Source organism: Aquibium microcysteis (assembly GCF_014495845.1).
Classification (GTDB): Bacteria; Pseudomonadota; Alphaproteobacteria; order Rhizobiales; family Rhizobiaceae; genus Aquibium; species Aquibium microcysteis.
The window spans coordinates 1,585,513-1,607,294 of sequence record NZ_CP061080.1; the positions used below are offsets into that span (position 1 = coordinate 1,585,513).

Here is a 21,782-nt window from a genome sequence, read left to right on the forward strand (position 1 = left end):
TTCAAGGTCCGCGCCAGTCCAGCTTGCAGATTTCGGCCGAGCGGCCATCGAAATTCCAGTCGCGGCCGAAGGCGCGCATGCGGCTGCGGTCGGCCCGCGCCACGGTGACGTCGGAGCCGACCCAGTAGTCGACGTTGGCGATGACGACGCCGTTCACGCCGTCCCTGCCGGTGACGGGCGTGATCGCGCCGTCGATGATGTCTCCGATCCTAACGATGCGCGTCTCGCCCTCCGTCTCCCAGACCATCCGCGTCCGATCGACGCCCAGGAACCGTCCGACCAGATACGAAAGCATCCCCGTCGTTCCGCCCGCCCTGCCGGTGAAGATCTTCTGGAACGCCTTGAAGGCATAGATGGAGGCGCGCCGGTCGACGAACAGTGCCGTCGTCCAGTTTCCGCGGCTCATCGGCCCGGGACTGTCAATGACGAAACCGGCCTGCAGGCCGGAGAGATCGACGTCGCCGAAATGGCCCGTATCGACGCGCAGGGCCGCCCACTTCTGGCAGGCACTTTCGCAGGACGCCTGATCGCCGAAGGACAGAATGCCGGCGCAGAAGACGTCACAGCTGCAGGAGAGCACGATCTCGCCCTTCAACGTCCAGCTCTGCGCAGCCATCGGCACCCTCCTCCCCTGACGAGGCCAGAGGGACACTACAGTCAGCCTTGCTGCCCGCACAAGCCGAATACGGCCGCGCGTCCGCGACGGCACGGCCGATCAGGACCGCTTCTCCACGACTGTCGGCCAAAAGGCAAGCCGCAGGGTCGGGTGTATCCTCGGCGGACGCGGGTCCATGCGTCAGGCTGGCGCACGGCGCCACGTTGATCGGCCCCTGCGCGGTGCCATATACGTGGCGGGCCGGTAAGGGTGCAGCAGGAGCGCGTGGACATGGACACTGACGATCGCAGCCCCGACGGCGCGGAGGTGGTCGTCGCGGGAGCCGGACCGGCCGGACTGATCGCCGCCCTGGCCTTCGCGCAGGCGGGTTTCGGCGTGCGGCTCATCGGCCCGGAAGCGGGCGCACAGGACCGGCGCACGACTGCGCTGATGGCGCCCTCGATGGCATTCCTCGACCGGCTCGGCGTGCGCGACGCGGTGTCCGTCGAAGCCGCGCCGCTGCGCACCATGCGCATCGTCGACGTGACGCGCCGGCTCGTGCGCAGCGGTCCCGTCTCCTTCCACGCCTCGGAGATCGGCGAAGACGCCTTCGGCTGGAACGTTCCGAACGCCGTTCTGGCACGCGAACTGCAGGCAGCGGTTTCGGCGCACCCGTCGATCACCTGGACGAAGGCCGCCATCGGCGACTGGCAGGTCGGCGGCGACGCCGTCGTGGCCGTGCCGGAAGGCTTGCCGCCGGTCTCGGCCCGCCTCGCGGTGGCCGCCGACGGCCGCGCCTCGCCGGCACGCGAGGCCGCCGGCATCCGCGTGCTGCGCCATGCCTACGATCAGGCGGCGCTCGTCTTCAACTTCACCCATGCGCGCGAGCACGGCTTCGTGTCGACGGAGTTCCACACCGAGACGGGACCGTTCACGCAGGTGCCGCTTCCAGGCCGCCGATCGAGCCTCGTCTGGGTGCTGCGGCCCGCGCGCGCGGAGGAACTCGCCGCGCTTTCGGACGAGGACCTGTCGACGCTGGTCGAGGAGCGGATGCAGTCGGCGCTGGGCAAGGTGACGGTCGAGCCGGGCCGACAGGTCTATCCGCTGTCGGCGGCGATGCCGGTGAGCTTCGCCCGCGACCGGGTCGCCCTCGTCGGCGAGGCGGCGCACGTCTTCCCGCCGATCGGCGCGCAGGGACTGAACCTCGGCATCCGGGACGTCCGCGATCTGGTCGACATCGCGGTCAGGCATGCCGCCGATCCCGGCGCGCCGGCCGTGCTCGACGCCTATTCGCGGCGCCGGCGGCCCGACATCCTCGCCCGCACCGGCGCAGTCCACGCGCTCAACCGCTCGCTGCTCTCCGACATGCTGCCGGCGCAGCTGGCGCGGATGGCCGGCCTCGGCCTGCTCGGCACGTTCTCGCCGCTGCGCGCCTTCTTCATGCGCGAGGGCCTGGAGCCGGGCAGCGGCTTCGCCTCGATCTTCTCAGGCGCCCGGAAACAGATCGGGCGGTAGGATCCCGCTCTTGATCAGGTAGAGCAGGCCCGTGACCGTGAAGACGGAGAGCAGCGTGGTGATGAGCACGCTCGCCGAGGCGCGTTCGACCCAGACGCCGTACTGCTGTGCGATGACGAAGACGTTGGTGGCGCTGGGCAGGCCGGCGAGCAGCACGGCGGTATAGACCCAGACCGGATCGAAGTCGCCGACGATGCTCAGCATGACCCAGCAGACGATCGGATGCAGCACGAGCTTCATGCCGGCGATCGGTGCCATGGCCGTCGGCACCCGTTTCAGCGGCCTGAGCGACAGCGTTACACCCATGGCGAAAAGCGCACAGGGCGCCGAAGCGCGCGCCAGCATCTCCAGGAGCCGGGCGAGCGGTTCGGGCGGCACGACGTGCAGCGCGGCGGCCGACACGCCGAAGGCGGTCGCGATGATGAAGGGGTGGAGCACGATCTTGCGCGCCACCTCCAGCGCCAGCGCACCGGGCGAGCGCCGGTCGCCGCCCGACAGCGCCATCATGGTCGGGGCGATGGCGAAATGCATGATGTTCTCGAAACAGAAGATCAGCGCCACGGGAACCGCCGCGTCCTCCCCGAAGGCAAGGAGCGCGATGCCCGGCCCCATATAGCCGATGTTGCCATAGGCGGCGGCGAGCCCCTTGATCGTGCTCTCCGCGATCTCGCCGCGCGACAGCACGGCGGAGCCGGCAAACATCAGCGCGAACATGACGTAGGTCGAGAAGACGGTGCCGAAGATGTAGCCCCACTCCGTCAGCCGCTCGATCGGCGTGCGCGAGAGCAGCTGGAAGAACAGGGCCGGCAGGGCGACATAGATGATGAAGACGTTCATCCATCCGAGCGCCTCCAGCGGCTGGCGCACCAGCCGGGCGACGACGAAGCCGAGGAAGATCAGCCCGAAGAAGGGCAGGACGAGGCCGAGGATCTCCGCCAATGTCTTTCTCTCCGTTCCCCGATCGAGCGAGGCGCTAGCGGTTGGCGGACGGACCGTCAAGCGCGGGGACTCTTGAATTGTCGTTCAGGTTGCGCCACTTATCGCCGAGGGTGTCACCATGAAAACAATTCGCGAAGCCAAATTCCAGATCGGCCAGGTGGTCTGCCACCGGCTGTTCCCGTTCCGGGGCGTCATTTTTGACGTCGATCCGGAGTTCGCAAACACGGAGGAATGGTACCAGGCCATTCCCGAACAAGTGCGGCCGCGCAAGGACCAGCCCTTCTATCACCTTCTGGCCGAGAACGCCGAGAGCGAATACGTGGCCTACGTCTCCGAGCAGAACCTCGTGCCGGACGAGACCGGCGAGCCGGTGCGCCACCCGCAGATCGCCGAATTCTTCGTCACCACGCCCGACGGACGCTACGAGCCGAAGCCGACGGTGATGAACTGACGCGCCAGGCCTCGGCCGGTCCCGCTACGAGACCAGTTCCACCTCGACCACGCCCGGCAGTCCGCGCATGGCGGACGCGATCTGCGGCGAGATGCGGTAGCGCTCCGGCAGCTCGATCTCGACCTCGCCCTTCCCGCCGTCCTTGATCACCACGAGGCTGACCTGCCCCTCGCCGCGCTGCGTCAGCCGGGTGGCGACCGCCTCGAGGGGAGCGGCGTCGCGCAGATAGACGCGCAGCGCCTGCTTGATCCGGCTGGCCTCCTCCTCCAGCGACTGGACGGTCTGGATGCGCAGGTTGACGCCTTCCGGACGGTCCTCCGCCTGCACGGTGATGACGACCGAGCGGCCCGGCTCCAGCATGTCTCGGTATTGCGCCAGCGTCTCGGAGAACATCACCGCCTCGAACTGACCGGATGTGTCGGAGAAAATGACCACGCCCATCTTGTTGCCGGTGCGCGTCTTGCGCTCCTGCTTGGAGGCGACGGTGCCCGCCAGCCGGCCGGCCGTCGCGCCGCGCTTGACGGCGATCGAGAAGTCGGCCCAGCTCTGGACCCGGAGGCGTTCCAGAACGGTCTTGTACTCGTCGAGAGGGTGGGCTGAGAGGTAGAAGCCAACAGCCTGGAACTCCCGGTGCAGCCTTTCGGATGGTTCCCAGAGGGCGACCGCCGGCAGCCGCAGCCTTTCGCGCGGGCCGGCGAGCGCCATGCCGAACATGTTGCCCTGTCCCGAATTCGCCTCCTCGGCCGCGCTGTGGGCGAGCCCCATCATCAGTTCCACCCCTGCAAACAGCTCGGCGCGGTCGCGCTGGAAGCAGTCGAGCGCGCCCGCCTGGATCAGGCTCTCCAGCACGCGCTTGCCGACGATGCGCGGGTCGATCCGCTCGCAGAAATCCTCGAGACTCTCGAACTGCTTCTCCTTGCGCTTCTCGACGATGTGGTCGACGGCGGCCTCACCCACGCCCTTGATGGCGGCGAGCGCGTAGTAGATCCGGTTCTCGCCCACTTCGAACGGCCGGAACGACGTCTTCACGGAGGGCGGCTGAACCTCGATGCCGAGCCTCAGCGCATCCTGGCGGAAGTCGGCGAGCTTGTCGGTGTTGTTCATGTCGAGCGTCATCGACGCGGCCAGGAATTCGACCGGGTAGTGCGCCTTCATGTAGGCGGTCTGGTAAGAGACGATGGCGTAGGCGGCGGCGTGCGACTTGTTGAATCCGTAGTCGGCGAACTTCGCCAGCAGGTCGAAGATGAAGTCGGACTGCTGCCTGGAAACGCCGCGCTCCACCGCGCCCTCGACGAAGCGGACGCGCTGCTTGTCCATCTCGGCGCGGATCTTCTTGCCCATGGCGCGGCGCAGCAGGTCGGCTTCGCCGAGCGAATAGCCCGACAGTTCCTGCGCGATCTGCATCACCTGCTCCTGGTAGACGATGACGCCCTGCGTCTCCTTCACCAGGTGGTCGATCTTGGGATGGATCGAGGCGATCTCCTCCTCGCCGTGCTTGCGGGCATTGTAGGTCGGGATGTTCTCCATCGGGCCGGGACGGTAGAGCGCGACCAGCGCGATGATGTCCTCGATGCGGTCGGGCTTCATGCCGATCAGCGCCTTGCGCATGCCCGCCGATTCCACCTGGAACACGCCGACCACCTCGCCGCGCGACAGCATCCTGTAGGTCTTCTCGTCGTCGAGCGGCAGCTTGGCGAGGTCGATGTCGATGCCGCGGCGGGCCACCAGCTTCACCGCCTTGTCGAGCACGGTCAGCGTCTTCAGGCCGAGGAAGTCGAACTTGACGAGGCCGGCATCCTCGACCTTCTTCATGTTGAACTGGGTGACCGGCATGTCCGATCGCGGATCGCGGTACATCGGGACGAGCTCGGACAGCGGCCGGTCGCCGATCACGATGCCCGCCGCATGCGTCGAGGCATGGCGGTAGAGGCCCTCGAGCTTCTGGGCGATGTCGAGCAGCTGTTCGACGATCGGCTCCTTCTCGACTTCCTCCTGGAAGCGCGGCTCCGCCGCGATGGCGTCGGCGAGCTTGACGGGGTTGGCGGGATTGGCCGGCACCATCTTGCAGAGCCGGTCGACCTGACCGTAGGGCATCTGCAGCACGCGTCCGACGTCGCGCAGCACGGCGCGGGCCTGCAGCGTACCGAAGGTGATGATCTGCGCCACCTGGTCGCGGCCGTAGCGCTCCTGCACGTAGCGGATCACCTCGTCGCGGCGGTCCTGGCAGAAGTCGATGTCGAAGTCGGGCATCGACACGCGGTCGGGGTTGAGGAAGCGCTCGAACAGCAGCGAGAAGCGCAGCGGGTCGACGTCGGTGATGGTGAGCGCATAGGCGACGAGCGAGCCGGCACCCGAGCCGCGGCCCGGACCGACGGGAATGTCGTGCGCCTTGGCCCACTTGATGAAGTCGGACACGATCAGGAAGTAGCCGGGATACTTCATGCGCTCGATGATGCCGAGTTCGTACTCGAGCCGCTCGGCGTACTGCTCCTGCGTGTAGCCCTCCGACAGCCCGATCGTGGCGAGCCGCATGGCCAGGCCCTCGCGCGCCTGGCGCTTCAGCTCCTCCGATTCCGCGCGCTCGGCCGCCTGGGGGTCGTCGTTCGACCCGGACGTGAAGCGGGGCAGGATCGGGCTGCGGTTCTTCGGATAGTAGGAACAGCGCATGGCGATCTCGACCGTGTGGTCGATCGCCTCCGGCAGGTCGGCGAAGAGGGCCGACATCTCGGCCTGGGTGCGCAGGTGGTTGTCGGGCGTCAGGCGGCGGCGGTTGTCGTCGCCGATGACGGTGCCTTCCGCGATCGCGATCAGCGCGTCATGCGCCTCGTAGTCCTCGCGGCCGGGAAAGAAGGCCTCGTTCGTGGCCACCAGCGGCAGGTCGTGCCGGTAGGCGAGTTCGATCGCCGCCGCCTCGACATGCCGGTCGTAGCCGCGCGGGCGCTGCAGCTCGACGTAGAGCCGGTCGCCATAGATGCGGCGCAGCCCAAGCAGGCGCTCTTCCGCCAGCGCGGCCCGATCCGCCTTCAGCGGCCGGCCGATCGGCCCCCCTTCGCCGCCGGTGAGACAAATGACCCCTTCGGCGAGTTCCGCCATCCAGCCGTCGCGGACATGCGGCCCCTCGCCCGCCGCCGTCTCCAGATAGCTGCGGCTGACCAGCCGCACGAGATTGGCGTAGCCCGCCTCGGTGGCGGCGATCAGCACCACGGCCGCGCGCTCGCGGCCACCGTTCCCGCGCCCGCCCGTGCGGGCCGACTGCGGCGCCTCGCCCTCGAAGACGACCTCCAGCTGGCAGGCGATGATGGGCTGGATTCCGTCCTTCGTGGCGTACTGCGCGAACTCGAGCGCGCCGAACAGGTTCGACGTGTCGGCGACCGCGATCGCCGGAGCGCCGTCCTTGACGGCATGCGCGACGATCTTCTTGAGCGGCAGCGCGCCTTCGAGCAGCGAATAGGCGGAATGAACGCGCAGATGCACGAAGGTGCGCACGGCGGCCGGGGCCGGCGCACGCGCGGCGGCGGCCTCTCGCTTCAGCGGGTCGCGGGGGGGACGGTCTGCCATGACGTGTTCTGCCGGGTCTTCGAGTCGGCCGCCATTGTCGGCGTTGCCGGGCGCGGCGTCCACCGCCGAACGGGCGGTGCCGCGACCGCGCGGCTCGAGCCTGTGGAAAAGGCCGGGAACCCGGCGATCAGATGGCCGAGACCGCCCAGTTGACGAGTGCGGCGGTCGCGTCGGCGAAGGCACGGTCGAGGGCCGCGACGAAGGCGTCGTTGCCCGTGCCGGTCACCGGTGCCGTCGCCTCGAAGCCGCGCGAGGCGCGCACGACGCCGTTGCGGTCGTTCAGGATGCGGACGAAGAACGCGACATGCGCGGTCTGCGCGCCGGTCGCGCGGATCTCGAAGGCGCGGATGTCGACGGAGATCTGGTAGTCGATCGCCAGGCCATCGCCGGGACGTCCGACGCCGCCGAACTTGCCCGACTTCTGGAACGCCTCGGCGAGCCGCGCCTGCACGACCTTCGGCAGCCGGTCGCCCCACTGCGCGCCGCCGAGGAACTCGATCGACGCGGGCGTGGGCTTGACGACGATGTTCTGTCCGTCGAGCGACTTCAGCGCGGTGGGCTCGGCGATCAGGATCTGCCGGCGGCCGTTGGCCCGCCCGACCGCATCGAAGGACGGCGTCGTCAGCTCGTAGGTGTCCAGGGGCGCCGGACCGCCGCCCGGGAGCGCCGCGCAGCCCGAGACGGCGGCCGCGACACCCAGCAAGACTGCAAAGACACGACCACTGTTCACGCCGCAATTCCCGGTACGCATTCGACATGGCGGGCGCGGATCTTCCGCACCGCGACCTGTCTTGCGGGGATCGGGTGGCAAAGTCAACGGCGCACCCGCCCGTCATACTCGCGTACGGCGCCTTCGCCGCCGGTGATGATGCGCTGCGGATTGCGCTCGAAGGAGGTGATGGCCTCTTCGATCCGGTTGATGGAGCGACGGCTGTCCTGGATCAGGGCCTCGGCGTCGCGCAACCCGTTGCCGCTGAAGCGCGAGAAGTTGTCGAGGATGACGCCGAGGCGCGCGTTCAGCGTGTCGGCGACGGTCCGGAAGGACTTGAACGTCGCGGACGCGTCGGCGAAGAGACCCTCCGCCTCGCCGGATCCCAGCAGGTCGTCCACCTTGACCAGCACGCCCTCGACGCGCGTCGACGCCTGCCGCAGATTCTCGGCCATCGCTTTCGCATCGGAGATGATGGCGTCGACGTCCTCGGTCCGTGCCGAGATCCGGTCGGTGAAGGCGGCGACGTCGCCGGCGGCCTTGCGCGCATCGGCAGCAGCGCCCGAGAAATCGCCGATCGCCCTGTTGACGGTCTCGGCGTCGATCTCGGCCAGGATCGTGTCGACCTTCTTCAGCACCCCGTCGACGCGGGTCGAGGCCTGGGCGAAGTCGTCGGTGATGCTGCGCGCATTGGTGATGATCTGTTCGATGTCCTCGCCGCGGGCCGTGAAGCGGCCGGTCAGGGCGGAGACGTCGCTGGCTGCCTTGCGGGCATCCGTCGCGGCCCCTTCGATCGACGTCAGCGCACTCTCGACCTTGGCAGGGTCGACGCTGGCGAGAATCTCGTCGGCGCGGGCGAGCGTGCCCGAGGCGCCGTCGGCCAGGCGGGTGATCGACCCGGCGGCCTGGTCGATGCCGCCCCTGGCGCTGTCGAGGACCCCGTCCACCTTGGTCAGGGTTCCGGAGGCCTGTGTCGACAGCCGGTCGAGGGAGGCCACGGCCGTATCGACCCCCGTCCGGACCTCGTCCAGGATGCCGTCGACGCGGCCGAGCGTGCCGTTGGCGTTGTCGGCGAAGGTCCGCACCGAGTCGGACGTCCGCTCCACGTTGGCCACGATCCGGTCGATGTCGGCGGAGGCCGTCTTCAGCGTCTCGGTGAAGGTCTCGACGTTGCCGACGATGTTGGCCACCTTGTCCTGGTCGACCGCACGGATGAGATCCTCCGCGGCGGCGAGCGTGGAATCGAGGCGGCCGGAGACGGTGCCGAGCGTCTTCGACAGTTCGGCGAAGCTCGCCAGGAAATCGTCGACCCCCTCGGCATTGCTGGAGAGCGCCTGCGAGAAGGTCTCGACGTTGTTGACCGTGCTCGTCAGCGGGCCGCGCACGTCCTCCACGAAGCCCTCGAAATTGGTGACGGCGCGGTCGGCCCGCGAAAAGATGTCCTGCGCGGTCTGGAGCAGGTCGGTGACGGCCGACGGATTGGCCGAAATCTCCGCGATCGTCCCGTCCGCCTCTGCCTGCTTCAGCAGGTTGGGCTCGGCCGGGTCGCCGCCCTTGAGTTCGATGTTGGCCTGTCCGGTCAGGCCGGCGATGCCGATGTCGGCCCGGGTCGACTGCGTGATGGGCGTGAGCCGGTCGATCTTGGCATCGGCGACGGCCGCCTTGGGATTGTTGATGTCGATGTAGACGCGCTGCACGTCGCCGACCTTGACGCCGTTGAACAGCACCGCGCTGCCGCGCCCGAGGCCGGCGGCCGAACCCGGGATGCGGATGCGCAGCGTGGCGGTCTCGGTCGTGTTGTCGACGCCGTAGGCCCAGTAGAGCGAGGCGAACGTGGTCAGCAACGCCAGAACGACGAAGAGGCCGACGGCGACGTAGTTGGCTTTCGTGTCCATCAGCGAATGGCTCCGGCCGACGCGTTGCTGTTGTGGGTGGCGGGATCGATCTGCCGTGCCCGCTTGCCGCGGAAGTAGGACTTCACCCAGGGCTCCTCGACGGTGAGCATATAGCTGATGGATCCTTCGACGAGGACCTTTTTCTGGCCGAGAACCGCGACGCGGTCGCAGACCGAGAACAGGCTGTCAAGGTCGTGCGTGACCATGTAGACCGTGAGACCCATCGTGTCTCGCAGCTTGGCGACGAGTTCGTCGAACTCCGCCGCGCCGATCGGGTCGAGCCCCGATGTCGGCTCGTCGAGGAAGACGATGGCCGGATCGAGAGCGAGCGCGCGGGCGAGCGCCGCGCGCTTGATCATGCCGCCGGACAGCTGCGAGGGAAACTTGTTCGCCGCATTGGCGGGCAGGCCGACCAGCTCGATCTTCAGCCGGGCGAGTTCGTCCATCAGCTTGCGCGGCAGGTCGAGATATTCGCGCATCGGCACCTGGACGTTCTCCAGCACGGAGAGGCCCGAGAACAGCGCGCCGTGCTGGAACAGCATGCCGAGCCGCATGTCGATGTCGATGCGCTGGGCATCGGTGACCTTGTCCGTGTCGATGCCGAAGAGGCGGATCGTGCCGCCCTGCTTGCGGTTGAGGCCCAGCACGGTGCGCAGCAGCACGGACTTGCCGGAACCCGAAGCGCCGACGAAGCCGAGGATCTCGCCGCGGTAGACGTCGAGCGAGAGCTTGTCGAGGACGACCTGCTCGCCGAACGCGACGCTGACGTCGCGCACGGAGAGAATCACGTCGCCGGAGCTGTCGCCCAGTCCTTCGCTGGCCGCCGTCGTCGCCATCAATGCCCGGGCCCACCCTTCGCCATTCAGAAGTCGATCGCCGCATAGAAGATCGCGAACAACCCGTCGACCACGATCACCACGAAGATGGACTTGACCACCGACGATGTGACGTGCCGGCCGAGCGACTCCGCGCTTCCGCCGACCTTCATGCCTTCGACCGAAGCGATGATGCCGATGATGAACCCCATGATTGGGGCCTTGAAAAGGCCGGACAGCAAACTCGACTCGTCGATGGCCGCCGTCATGCGGTCGAAGAAGGCTTCGGGCGTGATGCCCGAATAGACCCAGGCGATGGCCATGGCGCCGACGATGGCGGCGATGTTGGCGATCACCGTCAGCAGCGGCATGATGATGGCGAGCGCGATGAGGCGCGGGAAGACCAGCACGCCGATCGGGTTCAGCCCGATGACGGTGAGCGCGTCCACTTCCTCGCGCATCTTCATCGAGCCGATCTCGGCGGTGATGGCGCTGCCGGAGCGGCCGGCGATCATGATGGCGGTCAGGAGCACGCCCATCTCGCGCAGCACGAGGATGCCGACGAGGTCGACGACGAAGATCTCGGCACCGAAATAGCGCAGCTGGAAGGCGCCCTGCTGGGCGACGATCGCCCCGACGATCGTCGACATCAGCACCACCACCGGGATGGCGCCGATGCCCATCCGGTCGATCTGCATGGCGAGCGGCGCGAGGTTGATCCGGCGGCCGCGGCGGCGCTTGTTGCCGCTCAGCGTGGCGCCGAGGATATGCATGGCCAGCAGGAACTCGCCCCAGGCGTTGACGACGCTGCGGCCGATCGCCTCGAGAAAGGGCACCACGCCGAAAGGCCGGATGTCGCGCGCCGGAAGGTCCTGCAGCGCCGCGTCCTCGACGGCCGAGAGCAGGACCCCGAACGCCTCCCGCTCTCCCGTGAACTCGACGGCCGCACCCTTGCGGCCCTGTGCCACGGCCAGCCGCTTGATCACCCAGGCGCCGGCGGTGTCCATGTCGCGGATGCCCGACAGGTCCAGCGCGATCGTGTGCAGCCCGGACTGCTCTTCCAGCGCCCGCATGTCGCGGTCGACGAGGCTCACGCTTCGCGTCGTCCAGTTGCCGGAAAGCATGACGGTGAGCCTGCCGCCCTCGGCCTTCCCCTGCGCCTGCGGGCGCGGTTCGGCCGCCATGTCGTGCGGGCTTGCATCGTCTCGGTCTTTGGTCAACATGACTGGCACTCTTAGCGGCTGCGGCACGGCGTGTCGATTTCTTGATGCTGCCGTGTGCGCCGCCCGATCGAGAAAGCCGAAGCGATGTCCTTCTCCCTCCATGTCGAAACCGAGCGGTTCCCGATCGCCGGCAGTTTCACCATCGCGCGCGGATCGAAGACCGAGGCGGAGGTGGTGACCTGCACGCTGTCGCGGGACGGGCACGCCGGCCGCGGCGAATGCGTGCCCTATCGTCGCTACGGCGAGACGGTGGAGAGCGTCGTCGAGGCGATCGAACTGATGCGCCGACACGTCGAGGCGGGGCTGTCGCGCGAGGATCTCATCCGGGCAATGGGTCCGGGTGCCGCGCGCAACGCCATCGACTGCGCGCTCTGGGACATCGAGGCGAAGACGATGGGCCACGACGCGCACCAGCGCGTCTGCCGCATGCTGCCGCGCCCGGTCGTCACCGCGCTGACGATCTCGCTCGGCGACCCGCAGGAGATGGCCGCCCAGGCCCGTGCGGCGGCGCACCGCCCGCTCCTGAAGATCAAGGTCGGATCGACCAACGACGCCGCGCGCATCCACGCGGTGGCGAGCGCGGCGCCCAACAGCCGCATCATCCTCGACGCCAACGAGGGCTGGACGGAGGACAACATCCGCGAGAACCTCATGGCGGCGGCGGAATTCCACGTCGCGCTGATCGAGCAGCCGCTGCCGGCCGGGCAGGACGCGATCCTGCGCGACATCCCGCACCCCGTGCCGATCTGCGCCGACGAGAGCGTCCACGTCGCGGAGGATGTCGACGCGCTGGCCGGCCTCTACGATTTCGTCAACATCAAGCTCGACAAGGCCGGGGGCCTGACGGCGGCGCTCGCCCTGCGCGACAGGGCGCGCGAGGCGGGCTTCGGCGTGATGGTCGGCTGCATGGTCGGCACGTCGCTGGCGATGGCACCGGCCGTTCTCCTGGCGCAGGACGCCGACTACGTCGACCTCGACGGGCCGCTGCTGCTTGCCCGCGACCGCAGCCCCGGCCTCACCTACACCGGCTCGATCGTCTCGCCCCCGACCGCCGACGTCTGGGGCTAGCCTCCGCGCAGCTCAAGCCGCAGGGCGACGAGGGCGAGCACGAAAGCGCCCGTCGCGATGACGGCCATGACGAGGAAGCCGCGGGCGCCGAGGGCATCGAACAGCGAGCCGGAGCCGAGCGTGACGATGGCCATGCCGGTGCTGTTGGCGGCAAAGGCGATGCCCTGCGCCGCGCCGGTACGTTCCTCCGGCACCGACTGCGCGATCATCTTCTGCAGTCCGAGCATCGCGAGTCCCGTCGACAGACCATGCAGCGCCTGCGTCGCGGCAAAGCCTGCGAGACCGAGGCCGAGGGGCCAGATCAGCGGCATCGCCGCCCAGCGGACAACGCCGGCGGCAGCCGAAATACCGAGGATGGTGGCCGGCGACAGATGGCCGAAATGGCGGCGGAACAGGAAGAACACCACCACTTCGGCGACCACCATCAGCGCCCACAGCACGCCGGCCGTATCGGCGGCGATCCCCAGCGAGCGCCAGTAGATCGAGCCGAAGGCATAGAGGAAACCGTGGCTGGCGATGAGCAGCGCGCCGCCGCCGACGATGGCGAGGAAGGCCGGATCCGACAGGACGCGTCCGGCACCCGGAAAGTCGGCCGCAGAAAGCTGGGAAGCCTTGCGCGGGCGGCCGAGCCGCGGCGACAGCAGGCTGACCAGCGCCATGCAGGCGAGACCGCCCGTCAGAAGCGCCGGCACCACGCCGGGGCCGTGGCGCTCGAGGACGGCGCCGCCGACGAGATTGGCGGTGAGGAACGAGATCGTGCCCCAGATCCGCATGCGCGAATAGTCCGCGCCGTAGCGGCGCACGCCCGAGAGCGCCAGCGAATCGGCGAGCGGCCCGTGCGGGCTCCAGACGACGATGAGGGCGAGAGAGACCGCGAGCACGAAGGCCGCATCGCCCGGCAGGAAGTAGCCGAGCGACAGGAGAAGGGCGGCGGCGGCCACGCCGATCAGCACGTTCGCCCGCTCCGGCGCCCGGTCGGCCAGCATGGTGACGAGCGGCGCGGCGACGATGCGCACGAAGATCGGCATCGACAGGATCATCGCCACTTCGCTGGCGGTAAACCCGCGGTCGGCGAGCCAGAGCGGGAAATAGGGCAAATGGATGCCCATGGGCAGGAACATCGCGCCGAACAGCAGCGACATGCGCAGTTCGTAGCGTGGCGGCTTGACGGCTTGTTCCGGCGAGAGCGGCGGCAGTTGCATGGTGGAGCTTCGCTTGTGAGGCCGCCCGGATCGGCCCGCGGGCCGGCAGCACGACCTCCCCTAGCATGCGTGTCCGGCAGTGCGAAGCAGCCGCCCCGCAGCTTGCGGTTGGTGCAGCCGCCCGCGGCTCAGGCCGCTTCGGCGGACCTGGAGGCGGCCAGCGCGACTGCCGGCTCGGTTGCCTCGCCCTCGGCTTCCGTCACCTTGGCCCAGGTGAGGATCTCGAAGCTGCCGTCATGGCGTTCCGCCACCGCCGTGCAGCTTTCCACCCAGTCGCCGGTGTTGATGTAGTCGACGTCACCGAAGCGCTCGATCGCGGCATGGTGGATGTGGCCGCAGATGATGCCGTCGACGCGGGAGCGCCGCGCTTCCTCGGCCACGACCTGCTGGAAAGAGCCGATGAAGTTGACCGCGCGCTTCACCTTGACCTTGGCCCAGGAGGAGAAGGACCAGTAGGGCATGCCGAGCCTGCGGCGCACGAGATGGACGGCCCGGTTCACCAGGATCGCGACGTCGTAGGCCTTGTCGCCGAGAGTGGCGAGCCAGCGGACGTTGTGGACGATCGCGTCGAACTGGTCGCCGTGGATGACCAGGAAGCGGCGGCCGTCGGCGGCTTCGTGGATGGCGCGGTCGGCAACCACGATGCCGCCGAAATGCACGCCCTGGAAGCCGCGCAGGAATTCGTCGTGGTTGCCGGCGATGTAGATGATCTCGGCCCCCTTGCGCGCCTTGCGCAGGAGCTTCTGGACGACGTCGTTGTGGGCCTGCGGCCAGTGCCAGGAACGCCTGAGCCGCCAGCCGTCGACGATGTCGCCGACCAGATAGATCGTCTCCGCTTCGTGGAAGCGCAGGAAATCGATCAGGAACTCGGCCTTGGCGGGCTTCGACCCCAGATGCACGTCGGACAGGAACAGCGTACGGAAATGGCGTGTCGGCTCGCTATTCATCGTCTGATCCAGGCTCCGGCTGCGCCAGAGCCAAGACACGATTCATGTCACAGGCTTATGACGGTTGTGGATTCCGGCGACCGCCGCTAGACCGTTCGCACGAACGGAGGAACGGCAATGGATCTCGGCATCAAGGGTCGCAAGGCCATCGTGTGCGCCTCGAGCAGGGGCCTGGGACGTGCCTGCGCGGCCGCACTGGCCGAGGCCGGCTGCGATCTCGTGCTCAACGGCCGCAACACCGATGCGCTGGCGGCGACCGCACGCGAATTGCGCGAGCGCTACGGCGTCGCCGTCGAGGAGGTCGCGGGCGACGTCTCGGCGCCGCAGGTGCAGAAGGCGCTGCTCACCGCCTGCCCTGCCCCCGACATCCTGGTCAACAACAATGGCGGCCCGCCGCTGAAGGATTTCCGCCAGCTCGACCGCGCGGCCATGCTCGACGGCGTCACCCAGAACATGGTCACGCCGATCGAGCTGATACAGGCCGTCCTCGACGGCATGGCCGAGCGCGGCTTCGGCCGCATCGTCAACATCACCTCGCTGTCGGTCTACCAGCCCATCCCCGGGCTCGACCTGTCGTCGGGCGCGCGTGCCGGCCTGACCGCCTTCCTCGCCGGCATCGCCCGCACGGTGGCGGACCGCAACGTCACCATCAACGCCATCCTGCCCGGCAAGTTCGACACCGACCGCATCCGCAAGACCGTCGTCTACGCGGCCGAGAAATCGGGCCTGAGCCTCGAGGAGCAGACGAAGCGCACCGCGCAGGCCATCCCCGCCGGCCGGCTCGGACGGCCCGAGGAATTCGGCCGCACTTGCGCCTTCCTGTGCTCCGCCCATGCCGGCTACATCACCGGCCAGAACGTCATCCTGGACGGCGGCCTGTTCAACAGCGCCTTCTGAATCCCTGTCGCACCCTTCCCCGGAGGAACCCTTGAAGCTCGTCAGATTCGGCCCCGCGGGCCACGAGAAGCCCGGCATCGTCGATGCCGGCGGCATTATCCGCGACGTCTCCTCCATCGTGGCCGATTTCGGCCCGGAGACGATCTCGCCTGCCCTGAAGGACAAGCTCGCCGGGATCGACCCGGCGTCGCTGCCGGCCGCGCCCGAAGGTGCGCGCATCGGCGCGCCGGTGAGCCGCATCGGCCACTTCATCGCCATCGGTCTCAACTATGCCGATCACGCCGCCGAAACAGGCGCGCCGATCCCCAAGGAGCCGATCGTCTTCTCCAAGGCGCCGAGCTGCCTGTCGGGGCCCAACGACGACGTCCTGATGCCGAAGGGCTCGGTCAAGCTCGACTGGGAGGTCGAACTGGCCATCGTCATCGGCGAGCGCTGCGACTACGTCTCGAAGGAGGATGCGCTGTCGAAGGTGTTCGGCTACGCGCTCTGCAACGACGTGTCGGAGCGCGAATACCAGGCCGAGCGCGGCGGCCAGTGGATCAAGGGCAAGAGCGCGCCGACCTTCGGCCCGCTCGGCCCCTGGATCGTCACCGCCGACGAGATCCCCGATCCGCAGGCGCTGTCGATGTTCCTCGACGTGAACGGGCAGCGCGCCCAGACCGGCTCGACGGCGACGATGATCTTCACTTGCGCCGAGATCGTCTCCTACCTCTCGGAATTCATGGTGCTGGAACCCGGCGACGTCATCACCACCGGCACGCCGCCCGGCGTCGGCCTCGGCATGAAGCCGCCGCGCTTCCTGAAGGCCGGCGACACGATGCATCTCGGCATCGAGGGGCTGGGCGAGCAGCGCCAGACGGTCATCACGCGGTAGGCGGCGCCGGCCGCGTCGCGAGCGCTCCCGGCGGTCTCGACGCGGCATCTCGGCCGGTCTAGGCTCGCGCATCCTCTCCTGCGCGAGGCTGCGATGACGCTCCATCCGCCGACGAAGCCATCCTGGAACGGCCTCACCGAAACGCGGCCGACGCTGCCGTCGAGCGCCTATCTCTCCGACGAAGCCTTCCGCCGCGATCTCGACGCCATCTGGTACAGGCACTGGATCCACGTCTGCCGGTCGAGCGACCTCGCCGAGCCGCGCGCGTTCCGCCTCACCCGCATCGGCGACCAGGAGATCCTCCTCCTGCGCCACGAGGACGGCGGCCTGCGCGCCTTCCACAACAGCTGCCGGCATCGGGGTGCGGCACTGAAGAGCGAGGAATGCGGGCGGCTCGCCGGCCGGCTGATCGTCTGCCCCTACCATGCCTGGTCCTATTCGATGGACGGCGCGCTGGTGCGCACGTCGAGCAAGGTCCTCCCCGCGGGTTTCGACAAGGCGGCGCACGGGCTTTACCCGGTGGCGGTCTCCGAATGGCGCGGCTTCGTCTTCGTCAACCTCGCCGCCGGACCGGGCGCGGCCGTCGACGGCTTCGACGGCGATCCGGGGACGCTTGCCAGCTGGCCACTGGAGCGGCTGGAGCGCGGCCCCGTCTACCGCAAGGAGATCGCCTGCAACTGGAAGGTCTTCTGGGAGAACTTCAACGAGTGCCTGCACTGCCCGGGCGTCCACCCGGAGCTCTCGGCGCTGGTGCCGATCTACGGCCGCGGCCTGATGGAGCGGCGCGACGATCCCGCCTGGCAGGCGCATGCCGACGACGACGCACCGCAATTTTCCGGCCGGCTGCGCGACGGTGCCGAGACGTGGTCGCGCGACGGCAGCGCGCAGGGCCGCGCCTTCGCCGGCCTGACGGAAGCGGACCGGCGGGCCGGGCAGAGCTACGTCACCCACCTGCCCTCCTTCTTCGTCGTCGGCCATGCCGACTATGTCCGCAGCGTCAGCCTGCGCCCGCTCGGGCCATCGCGCACCGAACTCACCGCCGAATGGTACTTCGCCGAGGAGACCCGGCCCGAAACGGCCGAGGCGCTCGACAACGTCGTCGCCTTCGGCACGCTGGTGCTCGACCAGGACGCCGCGATCTGCGAGGTCAACCAGCGCGGGCTTTCCGCCCTGCCGCACCGGCACGGCACGCTGATGCCGGAGGAATACGAGATCGCCCGCTTCCACGGCTGGGTGGCGGCGCGGACGGGCTGAGGCGCGAATCGGCTGCGCCAAAACCCGGTTCTTCGAGGATTTGCGCGGCGCCTCGCCGGTGCTATCCTGGCGCCGTCACACGGAGCGCCCCCCCGATGCGTTACGCCCTCGTCGCCTTCGTCCTTGCCGTCTCCTCGGCTCCCGCAGGCGCCGGCTGCTTCGAGGATCTCGGCGGAACCGGCTGCACCAACGATTCTCTGTTCTCCGAAGCGGAACTTCGCCGCCTCTCCTGCGAGAACCTCTGGTACGTCCGGAATTCGGTCTACGACGACAACGGCTTCTGCTTCCGCACGAAGAGGGCGCAGTCGGTGTTCGAGAACGCCGACTGCTACGTGCAGGAGATGGGCCGGGTGAAGCTCAATTCCTACGAGCGCCAGAACGTCGCCCGCATCCAGAAGGTCGAGCGCCAGAAATCCTGCCCGCGCTGAGGCTCACATCCGTTTCGGCAGGTAGACGAAGGTCACCACGCCGCACGACGCCACGAAGAGGCCGAGCGTGACGAAGACCGAGCCGAGGCCGAAGAAGGCGAGCGTGACCGAATAGACCAGCGGCGGCAGGAGTTCCGACAGGTCGAGATAGGTGCGGTAGACAGCCGTCATCCGGGCTCGTTCCCACACGCGGACGCTGCGCATGAAGGCGGTCGAGCCGAGCGCGTCGAGCGCGATGCAGAAGAAGGCGGCGAGCAGCAGGAACACGGCCGCGGCGATCGGCGCCTCGCTCCCGGCGGTACCGGCCGCGACCAGCATGGCGCCGGTGACGAAGAAGGCCATCGACATCACCTTGCGCGCGCCGAAGCGGCGGCCGGCCCAGCCCCAGATCAGCGCCGAGAACAAGAGCGCGTTGCCGGCCGACACGATCATCCCGCCGGCCAGTTCGCCCTGGCCGGAGGTGACCATCAGGATCGGCGCATAGACGAAGAAAGTGGTCCAGAAGCACGAACGGCCGAAGGCGATCAGCCAGGCGAGGCGCAGCCGCGGCTGGCGGATGAAGCGGCCGATGTTGGCCAGCGGGCTCGCCGGCCGGGTCGTGCCGGGACGGATCATCGCATTGTCGCTCAGGCGGAAGAACCAGAACAGGCAGAGCAGCACCAGCCCGGTCACGATCGGCACCGCCTGCGCGGCGAGGATGCCGTGGTTGACGTAAAGCACGACGCCGAGCGTCGGCCCGCCGGTCCAGGCGAAGGTCGACCAGGCCATCCGCAGCGATTCGGAGCGCATGAACTGCGTCTTGCGGATGTGGTCCATGATGTAGAGGTTGAGCGTGATCGACAGCGCGCTGGCGCCCATCACGCGGCAGAGCATGCCGGCCATCTGGCTCCACAGCCATGGCGTCAGGAAGAGCAGCGCGCCCAGGATCAGCCCGCCGACGCCCGCCGTGTAGACCCAGCGCCGCGCGAACCGCTCGATGAGCAGCGGCATGAACAGCGTGACCGAGATGCCGGCCAGCGCCACCGCGGTGTAGACGAGCGACACCGCCTGCTCGTCGCGCAGAACGTCGTAGACCTGGATCGGGATGACGCTCGACACCGAGGCGCGGGCGAAGGACTCCACCGCGTAGAGGATCGCGAAAGTGTGTGCGCCCGGCGTCTTCAGCGCCGGAAGCCAGATTGGATGCCGGACCTGAGTCGCCATGATGTCCCGAAGTTTCGCCAGAGCGACATCTGGCAGGCGCCCCGTCGCCGCCGATGACAGGAATGCGACGCGTCCATGACGCAAAACCGGTCGGCCCACGCAAAGCCCGCCACTGGCCCAGCGTGTGGGGTTCGCCCAAAACGTCGGCCCCGTCTGCGTCGGATACCGGCCTTGCGCGTTTCCTGCTATCGCATCGACGGAAACGCCATGACCGAGCCCGACACACCCATGCCATCTCCTGTCCGCCACCGGCGAATCGAAGCGATCGACCTCGCCCGCGGCGTGGCGCTGATCGCGATGGCGATCTATCATTTCACCTGGGACCTCGAATTCTTCGGCTATGTCGAACCGGGCCTGACGACGGTCGGCGGGTGGAAGCTGTTTGCCCGCTCGATCGCCTCGTCCTTCCTGTTCCTCGTCGGCGCCAGCCTGTTCCTGGCGCATGCGCAGGGCGTGCGCTGGCGCGGTTTCGGCATCCGCATCGCGATGGTGGCGGGTGCGGCGCTGGCCATCAGCGTCGCGACCTATGTCGCCATGCCCGAGACCTTCATCTTCTTCGGCATCCTGCACCAGATCGCGCTGGCGAGCCTGCTCGGGCTCGCCTTCCTGCGGCTTCCCTGGTGGCTCGTGCTCGTGCTGGCCGCCGGCGTCATCGCCGCGCCGGCCTGGCTCACCTCGCCCGTCTTCGATCCCGCCTGGTGGTGGTGGACGGGCTTGTCCGAGACGCGGCCGCGCTCCAACGATTTCGTGCCGCTGTTTCCGTGGTTCGGTGCGGTGCTGGGCGGCATTGCCGCAGCCATGATCGCCGAGCGCATCGGCCTCTTCGACAGGCTGTCGCGCCTGACAGTGCCGGCCTGGACCGCGCCGCTCGGCTTCCTCGGCCGGCACAGCCTTGCCTTCTACCTGATCCACCAGCCGGTGCTGATCGGCTGCGTCTTCCTGTTCGCACAGGTGGTTCCGCCGCAGGTCGAGACGCCGCAGGTGCAGTTCCGCCAGGCCTGCGAGCGCACATGCTCGGCCGAGCGCGACGAGGAATTCTGCAGCGCCTACTGCGTCTGCGTGCTCGATGCGCTGGAGAGCGAGAACATGCTCGACGGACTGTTCTCGGGTCGCCAGAATGAATCCGAGCGGCAGACGGTGGCCGCAGTCGCCGCCATCTGCACGGACGAGACCGAGACCGCGCCTGCGACGGGAGGGAACCAGTGAACGCCTACGAAGCACGTCCGAACCGGCTGCCCTGGCCGCCGATGATCTATGTTTTCGCGATCGTGCTCGCTGCCCTGCTCTCCTGGACGGTCCCCCTGCCCTGGATCCCGCGCCCGCTGTCGGACATCCTGTTCGCCGTCGGAATCGTCATGATCGCAGGTGTCGTGGCCATCGACGTTTCCGCCATGCGCACCCTGCACAGGGCGCGAACCACGATCATGCCGCATCGCGGCTCCGAGCACCTGGTCTCTTCGGGTCCGTTCTCCTTCTCGCGCAACCCGATCTATCTCGCCAACACGATGCTCACCTTCGGCATCGGGCTCATCGCGGGCAGCGTCTGGTTCCTGCTGCTCGGGCTCACGGCGGCCTTCGCGACCCAGAAACTCGCCATCGAGCGCGAGGAGAAGCATCTCGAGGCGCGCTTCGGAAAGAAGTACCGGGACTATCGCAAGAAGGTGCGGCGCTGGATCTGAGCGGCACCCGGCGAGGAGGCCCGCCCGCTCAGGTGTTGACGCCGAGTTCCACGAGCCGCTCGACGCAGGATTCCTCGGCCTGGTCCAGCTCTGCCAGCGTCTCTTCCAGGTCGCGGCGCTTCTGGCGCAGGTCGGAACGCTTCTCCTCGATGCGCTTGATCATCAGCTTCAGCTGGCCGACCTCGCCGGGCGGCGTCTTGTACATCTGGATGATCTCGCGGATCTCCGAGATCGAGAAGCCGAGCCGCTTGCCGCGCATGATCTGCTTGACGAGATGTCGGTCGGAAGGACGGAACAGCCGGGTGCGACCGCGCCGGACCGGCTGGATCAGCCCCTCGTCCTCGTAGAAGCGCAGGGTGCGGGTGGAGATCTCGAACTCCCGGGTCAGCTCCGTGATCGTGTAGTATTCCCGCATGCCATGCCCGCCTAAAGCGATTTCAGTGCTGAAATCCTTGGCACGGCATTTACGTAAAAGTCAATTCCGCAGGCCATGGCCGGGCAGGCGATGCTGATCGCCGCGAGGATCGCTG

The 21,782-nt window shown here is 68.3% G+C and carries 20 protein-coding genes; 9 read left to right on the forward strand and 11 right to left on the reverse strand.

Annotated elements, in window-relative coordinates:
- Position 1: 1 nt before the first annotated feature.
- Positions 2–616: a DUF1326 domain-containing protein gene (locus IAI54_RS07255; RefSeq protein WP_187971704.1), complete on the reverse strand. Its 615-nt coding sequence runs from the start codon at positions 614–616 to the stop codon at positions 2–4.
- Positions 617–886: 270 nt separating this feature from the next.
- Here IAI54_RS07255 and IAI54_RS07260 point away from each other — a divergent pair, with 270 nt between their 5' ends.
- The gene (locus IAI54_RS07260; RefSeq protein WP_187971705.1) at positions 887–2,110 is read left to right on the forward strand and encodes a UbiH/UbiF family hydroxylase; all 1,224 of its coding nucleotides are present in this window, start codon (positions 887–889) and stop codon (positions 2,108–2,110) included.
- Here IAI54_RS07260 and IAI54_RS07265 read toward each other — a convergent pair.
- Entirely contained in the window at positions 2,081–3,049 is a 969-nt protein-coding gene (locus IAI54_RS07265) for an AEC family transporter (protein WP_187971706.1), read from the reverse strand. The two genes, IAI54_RS07260 and IAI54_RS07265, sit on opposite strands and share 30 nt — an antisense overlap.
- A gap of 118 nt (positions 3,050–3,167) precedes the next feature.
- Between IAI54_RS07265 and hspQ the strand changes: the two genes are divergently transcribed.
- The gene (hspQ, locus tag IAI54_RS07270) at positions 3,168–3,500 is read left to right on the forward strand and encodes a heat shock protein HspQ (RefSeq protein ID WP_187971707.1); all 333 of its coding nucleotides are present in this window, start codon (positions 3,168–3,170) and stop codon (positions 3,498–3,500) included.
- A gap of 24 nt (positions 3,501–3,524) precedes the next feature.
- On the opposite strand, the gene dnaE is transcribed toward hspQ, so the two are convergent.
- The 5 genes from dnaE to IAI54_RS07295 form a co-directional block, all read right to left on the reverse strand.
- On the reverse strand, positions 3,525–7,058 hold the full coding sequence (gene dnaE / locus IAI54_RS07275) for a DNA polymerase III subunit alpha (protein WP_187971708.1): 3,534 nt from the start codon (positions 7,056–7,058) through the stop codon (positions 3,525–3,527).
- Between the two features lie 127 nt (positions 7,059–7,185).
- Complete coding sequence (locus tag IAI54_RS07280; RefSeq protein WP_235679286.1) at positions 7,186–7,788, reverse strand: ABC-type transport auxiliary lipoprotein family protein; 603 nt, start codon at positions 7,786–7,788, stop codon at positions 7,186–7,188.
- 83 nt (positions 7,789–7,871) lie between these two features.
- Entirely contained in the window at positions 7,872–9,662 is a 1,791-nt protein-coding gene (locus IAI54_RS07285) for an MlaD family protein (RefSeq protein ID WP_187971710.1), read from the reverse strand.
- Positions 9,662–10,498 (reverse strand): ABC transporter ATP-binding protein, encoded by an 837-nt coding sequence (locus IAI54_RS07290; RefSeq protein ID WP_187971711.1) that lies wholly within the window; start codon positions 10,496–10,498, stop codon positions 9,662–9,664. Before IAI54_RS07290 ends, IAI54_RS07285 begins: the two co-directional genes overlap by 1 nt.
- 26 nt (positions 10,499–10,524) lie before the next feature.
- Positions 10,525–11,700 carry an ABC transporter permease gene (locus IAI54_RS07295; RefSeq protein ID WP_187971712.1) on the reverse strand — a complete coding sequence of 392 codons (1,176 nt, stop codon included), beginning with the start codon at positions 11,698–11,700 and terminating at the stop codon, positions 10,525–10,527.
- 84 nt (positions 11,701–11,784) lie between these two features.
- Between IAI54_RS07295 and dgcA the strand changes: the two genes are divergently transcribed.
- Complete coding sequence (gene dgcA, locus IAI54_RS07300) at positions 11,785–12,768, forward strand: N-acetyl-D-Glu racemase DgcA (protein ID WP_187971713.1); 984 nt, start codon at positions 11,785–11,787, stop codon at positions 12,766–12,768.
- Here the strand turns inward: dgcA and IAI54_RS07305 are convergent.
- Both IAI54_RS07305 and IAI54_RS07310 read right to left on the reverse strand, forming a co-directional pair.
- The gene (locus IAI54_RS07305) at positions 12,765–13,970 is read right to left on the reverse strand and encodes an MFS transporter (RefSeq protein ID WP_187971714.1); all 1,206 of its coding nucleotides are present in this window, start codon (positions 13,968–13,970) and stop codon (positions 12,765–12,767) included. The genes dgcA and IAI54_RS07305 overlap by 4 nt on opposite strands.
- Positions 13,971–14,098: 128 nt before the next feature.
- Entirely contained in the window at positions 14,099–14,917 is an 819-nt protein-coding gene (locus IAI54_RS07310) for a UDP-2,3-diacylglucosamine diphosphatase (protein WP_187971715.1), read from the reverse strand.
- A 117-nt stretch (positions 14,918–15,034) separates the two neighbouring features.
- Here IAI54_RS07310 and IAI54_RS07315 point away from each other — a divergent pair, with 117 nt between their 5' ends.
- The 4 genes from IAI54_RS07315 to IAI54_RS07330 all read left to right on the forward strand — a co-directional run bounded on the left by IAI54_RS07315 (position 15,035) and on the right by IAI54_RS07330 (position 18,370).
- A complete protein-coding gene (locus IAI54_RS07315) occupies positions 15,035–15,814 on the forward strand; it encodes an SDR family oxidoreductase (RefSeq protein ID WP_187971716.1) in 780 nt (259 codons plus the stop codon).
- Between the two features lie 31 nt (positions 15,815–15,845).
- Positions 15,846–16,688 (forward strand): fumarylacetoacetate hydrolase family protein, encoded by an 843-nt coding sequence (locus tag IAI54_RS07320; RefSeq protein WP_187971717.1) that lies wholly within the window; start codon positions 15,846–15,848, stop codon positions 16,686–16,688.
- 93 nt (positions 16,689–16,781) lie between these two features.
- Positions 16,782–17,942, forward strand: a complete 1,161-nt coding sequence (locus tag IAI54_RS07325; protein ID WP_187971718.1) for an aromatic ring-hydroxylating oxygenase subunit alpha — start codon at positions 16,782–16,784, stop codon at positions 17,940–17,942.
- A 95-nt stretch (positions 17,943–18,037) separates the two neighbouring features.
- Positions 18,038–18,370, forward strand: coding sequence for a YARHG domain-containing protein (locus tag IAI54_RS07330; protein WP_187971719.1), 333 nt, complete (start codon positions 18,038–18,040; stop codon positions 18,368–18,370).
- A gap of 3 nt (positions 18,371–18,373) precedes the next feature.
- Here the strand turns inward: IAI54_RS07330 and IAI54_RS07335 are convergent, their stop codons facing one another.
- Positions 18,374–19,573, reverse strand: coding sequence for an MFS transporter (locus tag IAI54_RS07335; protein ID WP_187971720.1), 1,200 nt, complete (start codon positions 19,571–19,573; stop codon positions 18,374–18,376).
- 207 nt (positions 19,574–19,780) lie between these two features.
- Here IAI54_RS07335 and IAI54_RS07340 point away from each other — a divergent pair, with 207 nt between their 5' ends.
- Together IAI54_RS07340 and IAI54_RS07345 are read left to right on the forward strand one after the other, a co-directional pair.
- Positions 19,781–20,779, forward strand: a complete 999-nt coding sequence (locus tag IAI54_RS07340; protein WP_187971721.1) for a heparan-alpha-glucosaminide N-acetyltransferase — start codon at positions 19,781–19,783, stop codon at positions 20,777–20,779.
- Positions 20,776–21,252, forward strand: coding sequence for a methyltransferase family protein (locus IAI54_RS07345; protein WP_235679287.1), 477 nt, complete (start codon positions 20,776–20,778; stop codon positions 21,250–21,252). The genes IAI54_RS07340 and IAI54_RS07345 overlap by 4 nt, the downstream gene beginning before the upstream one ends.
- Before the next feature lie 28 nt (positions 21,253–21,280).
- On the opposite strand, the gene IAI54_RS07350 is transcribed toward IAI54_RS07345, so the two are convergent.
- Positions 21,281–21,667: a MerR family transcriptional regulator gene (locus IAI54_RS07350; protein WP_187971722.1), complete on the reverse strand. Its 387-nt coding sequence runs from the start codon at positions 21,665–21,667 to the stop codon at positions 21,281–21,283.
- Positions 21,668–21,782: the final 115 nt, after the last annotated feature.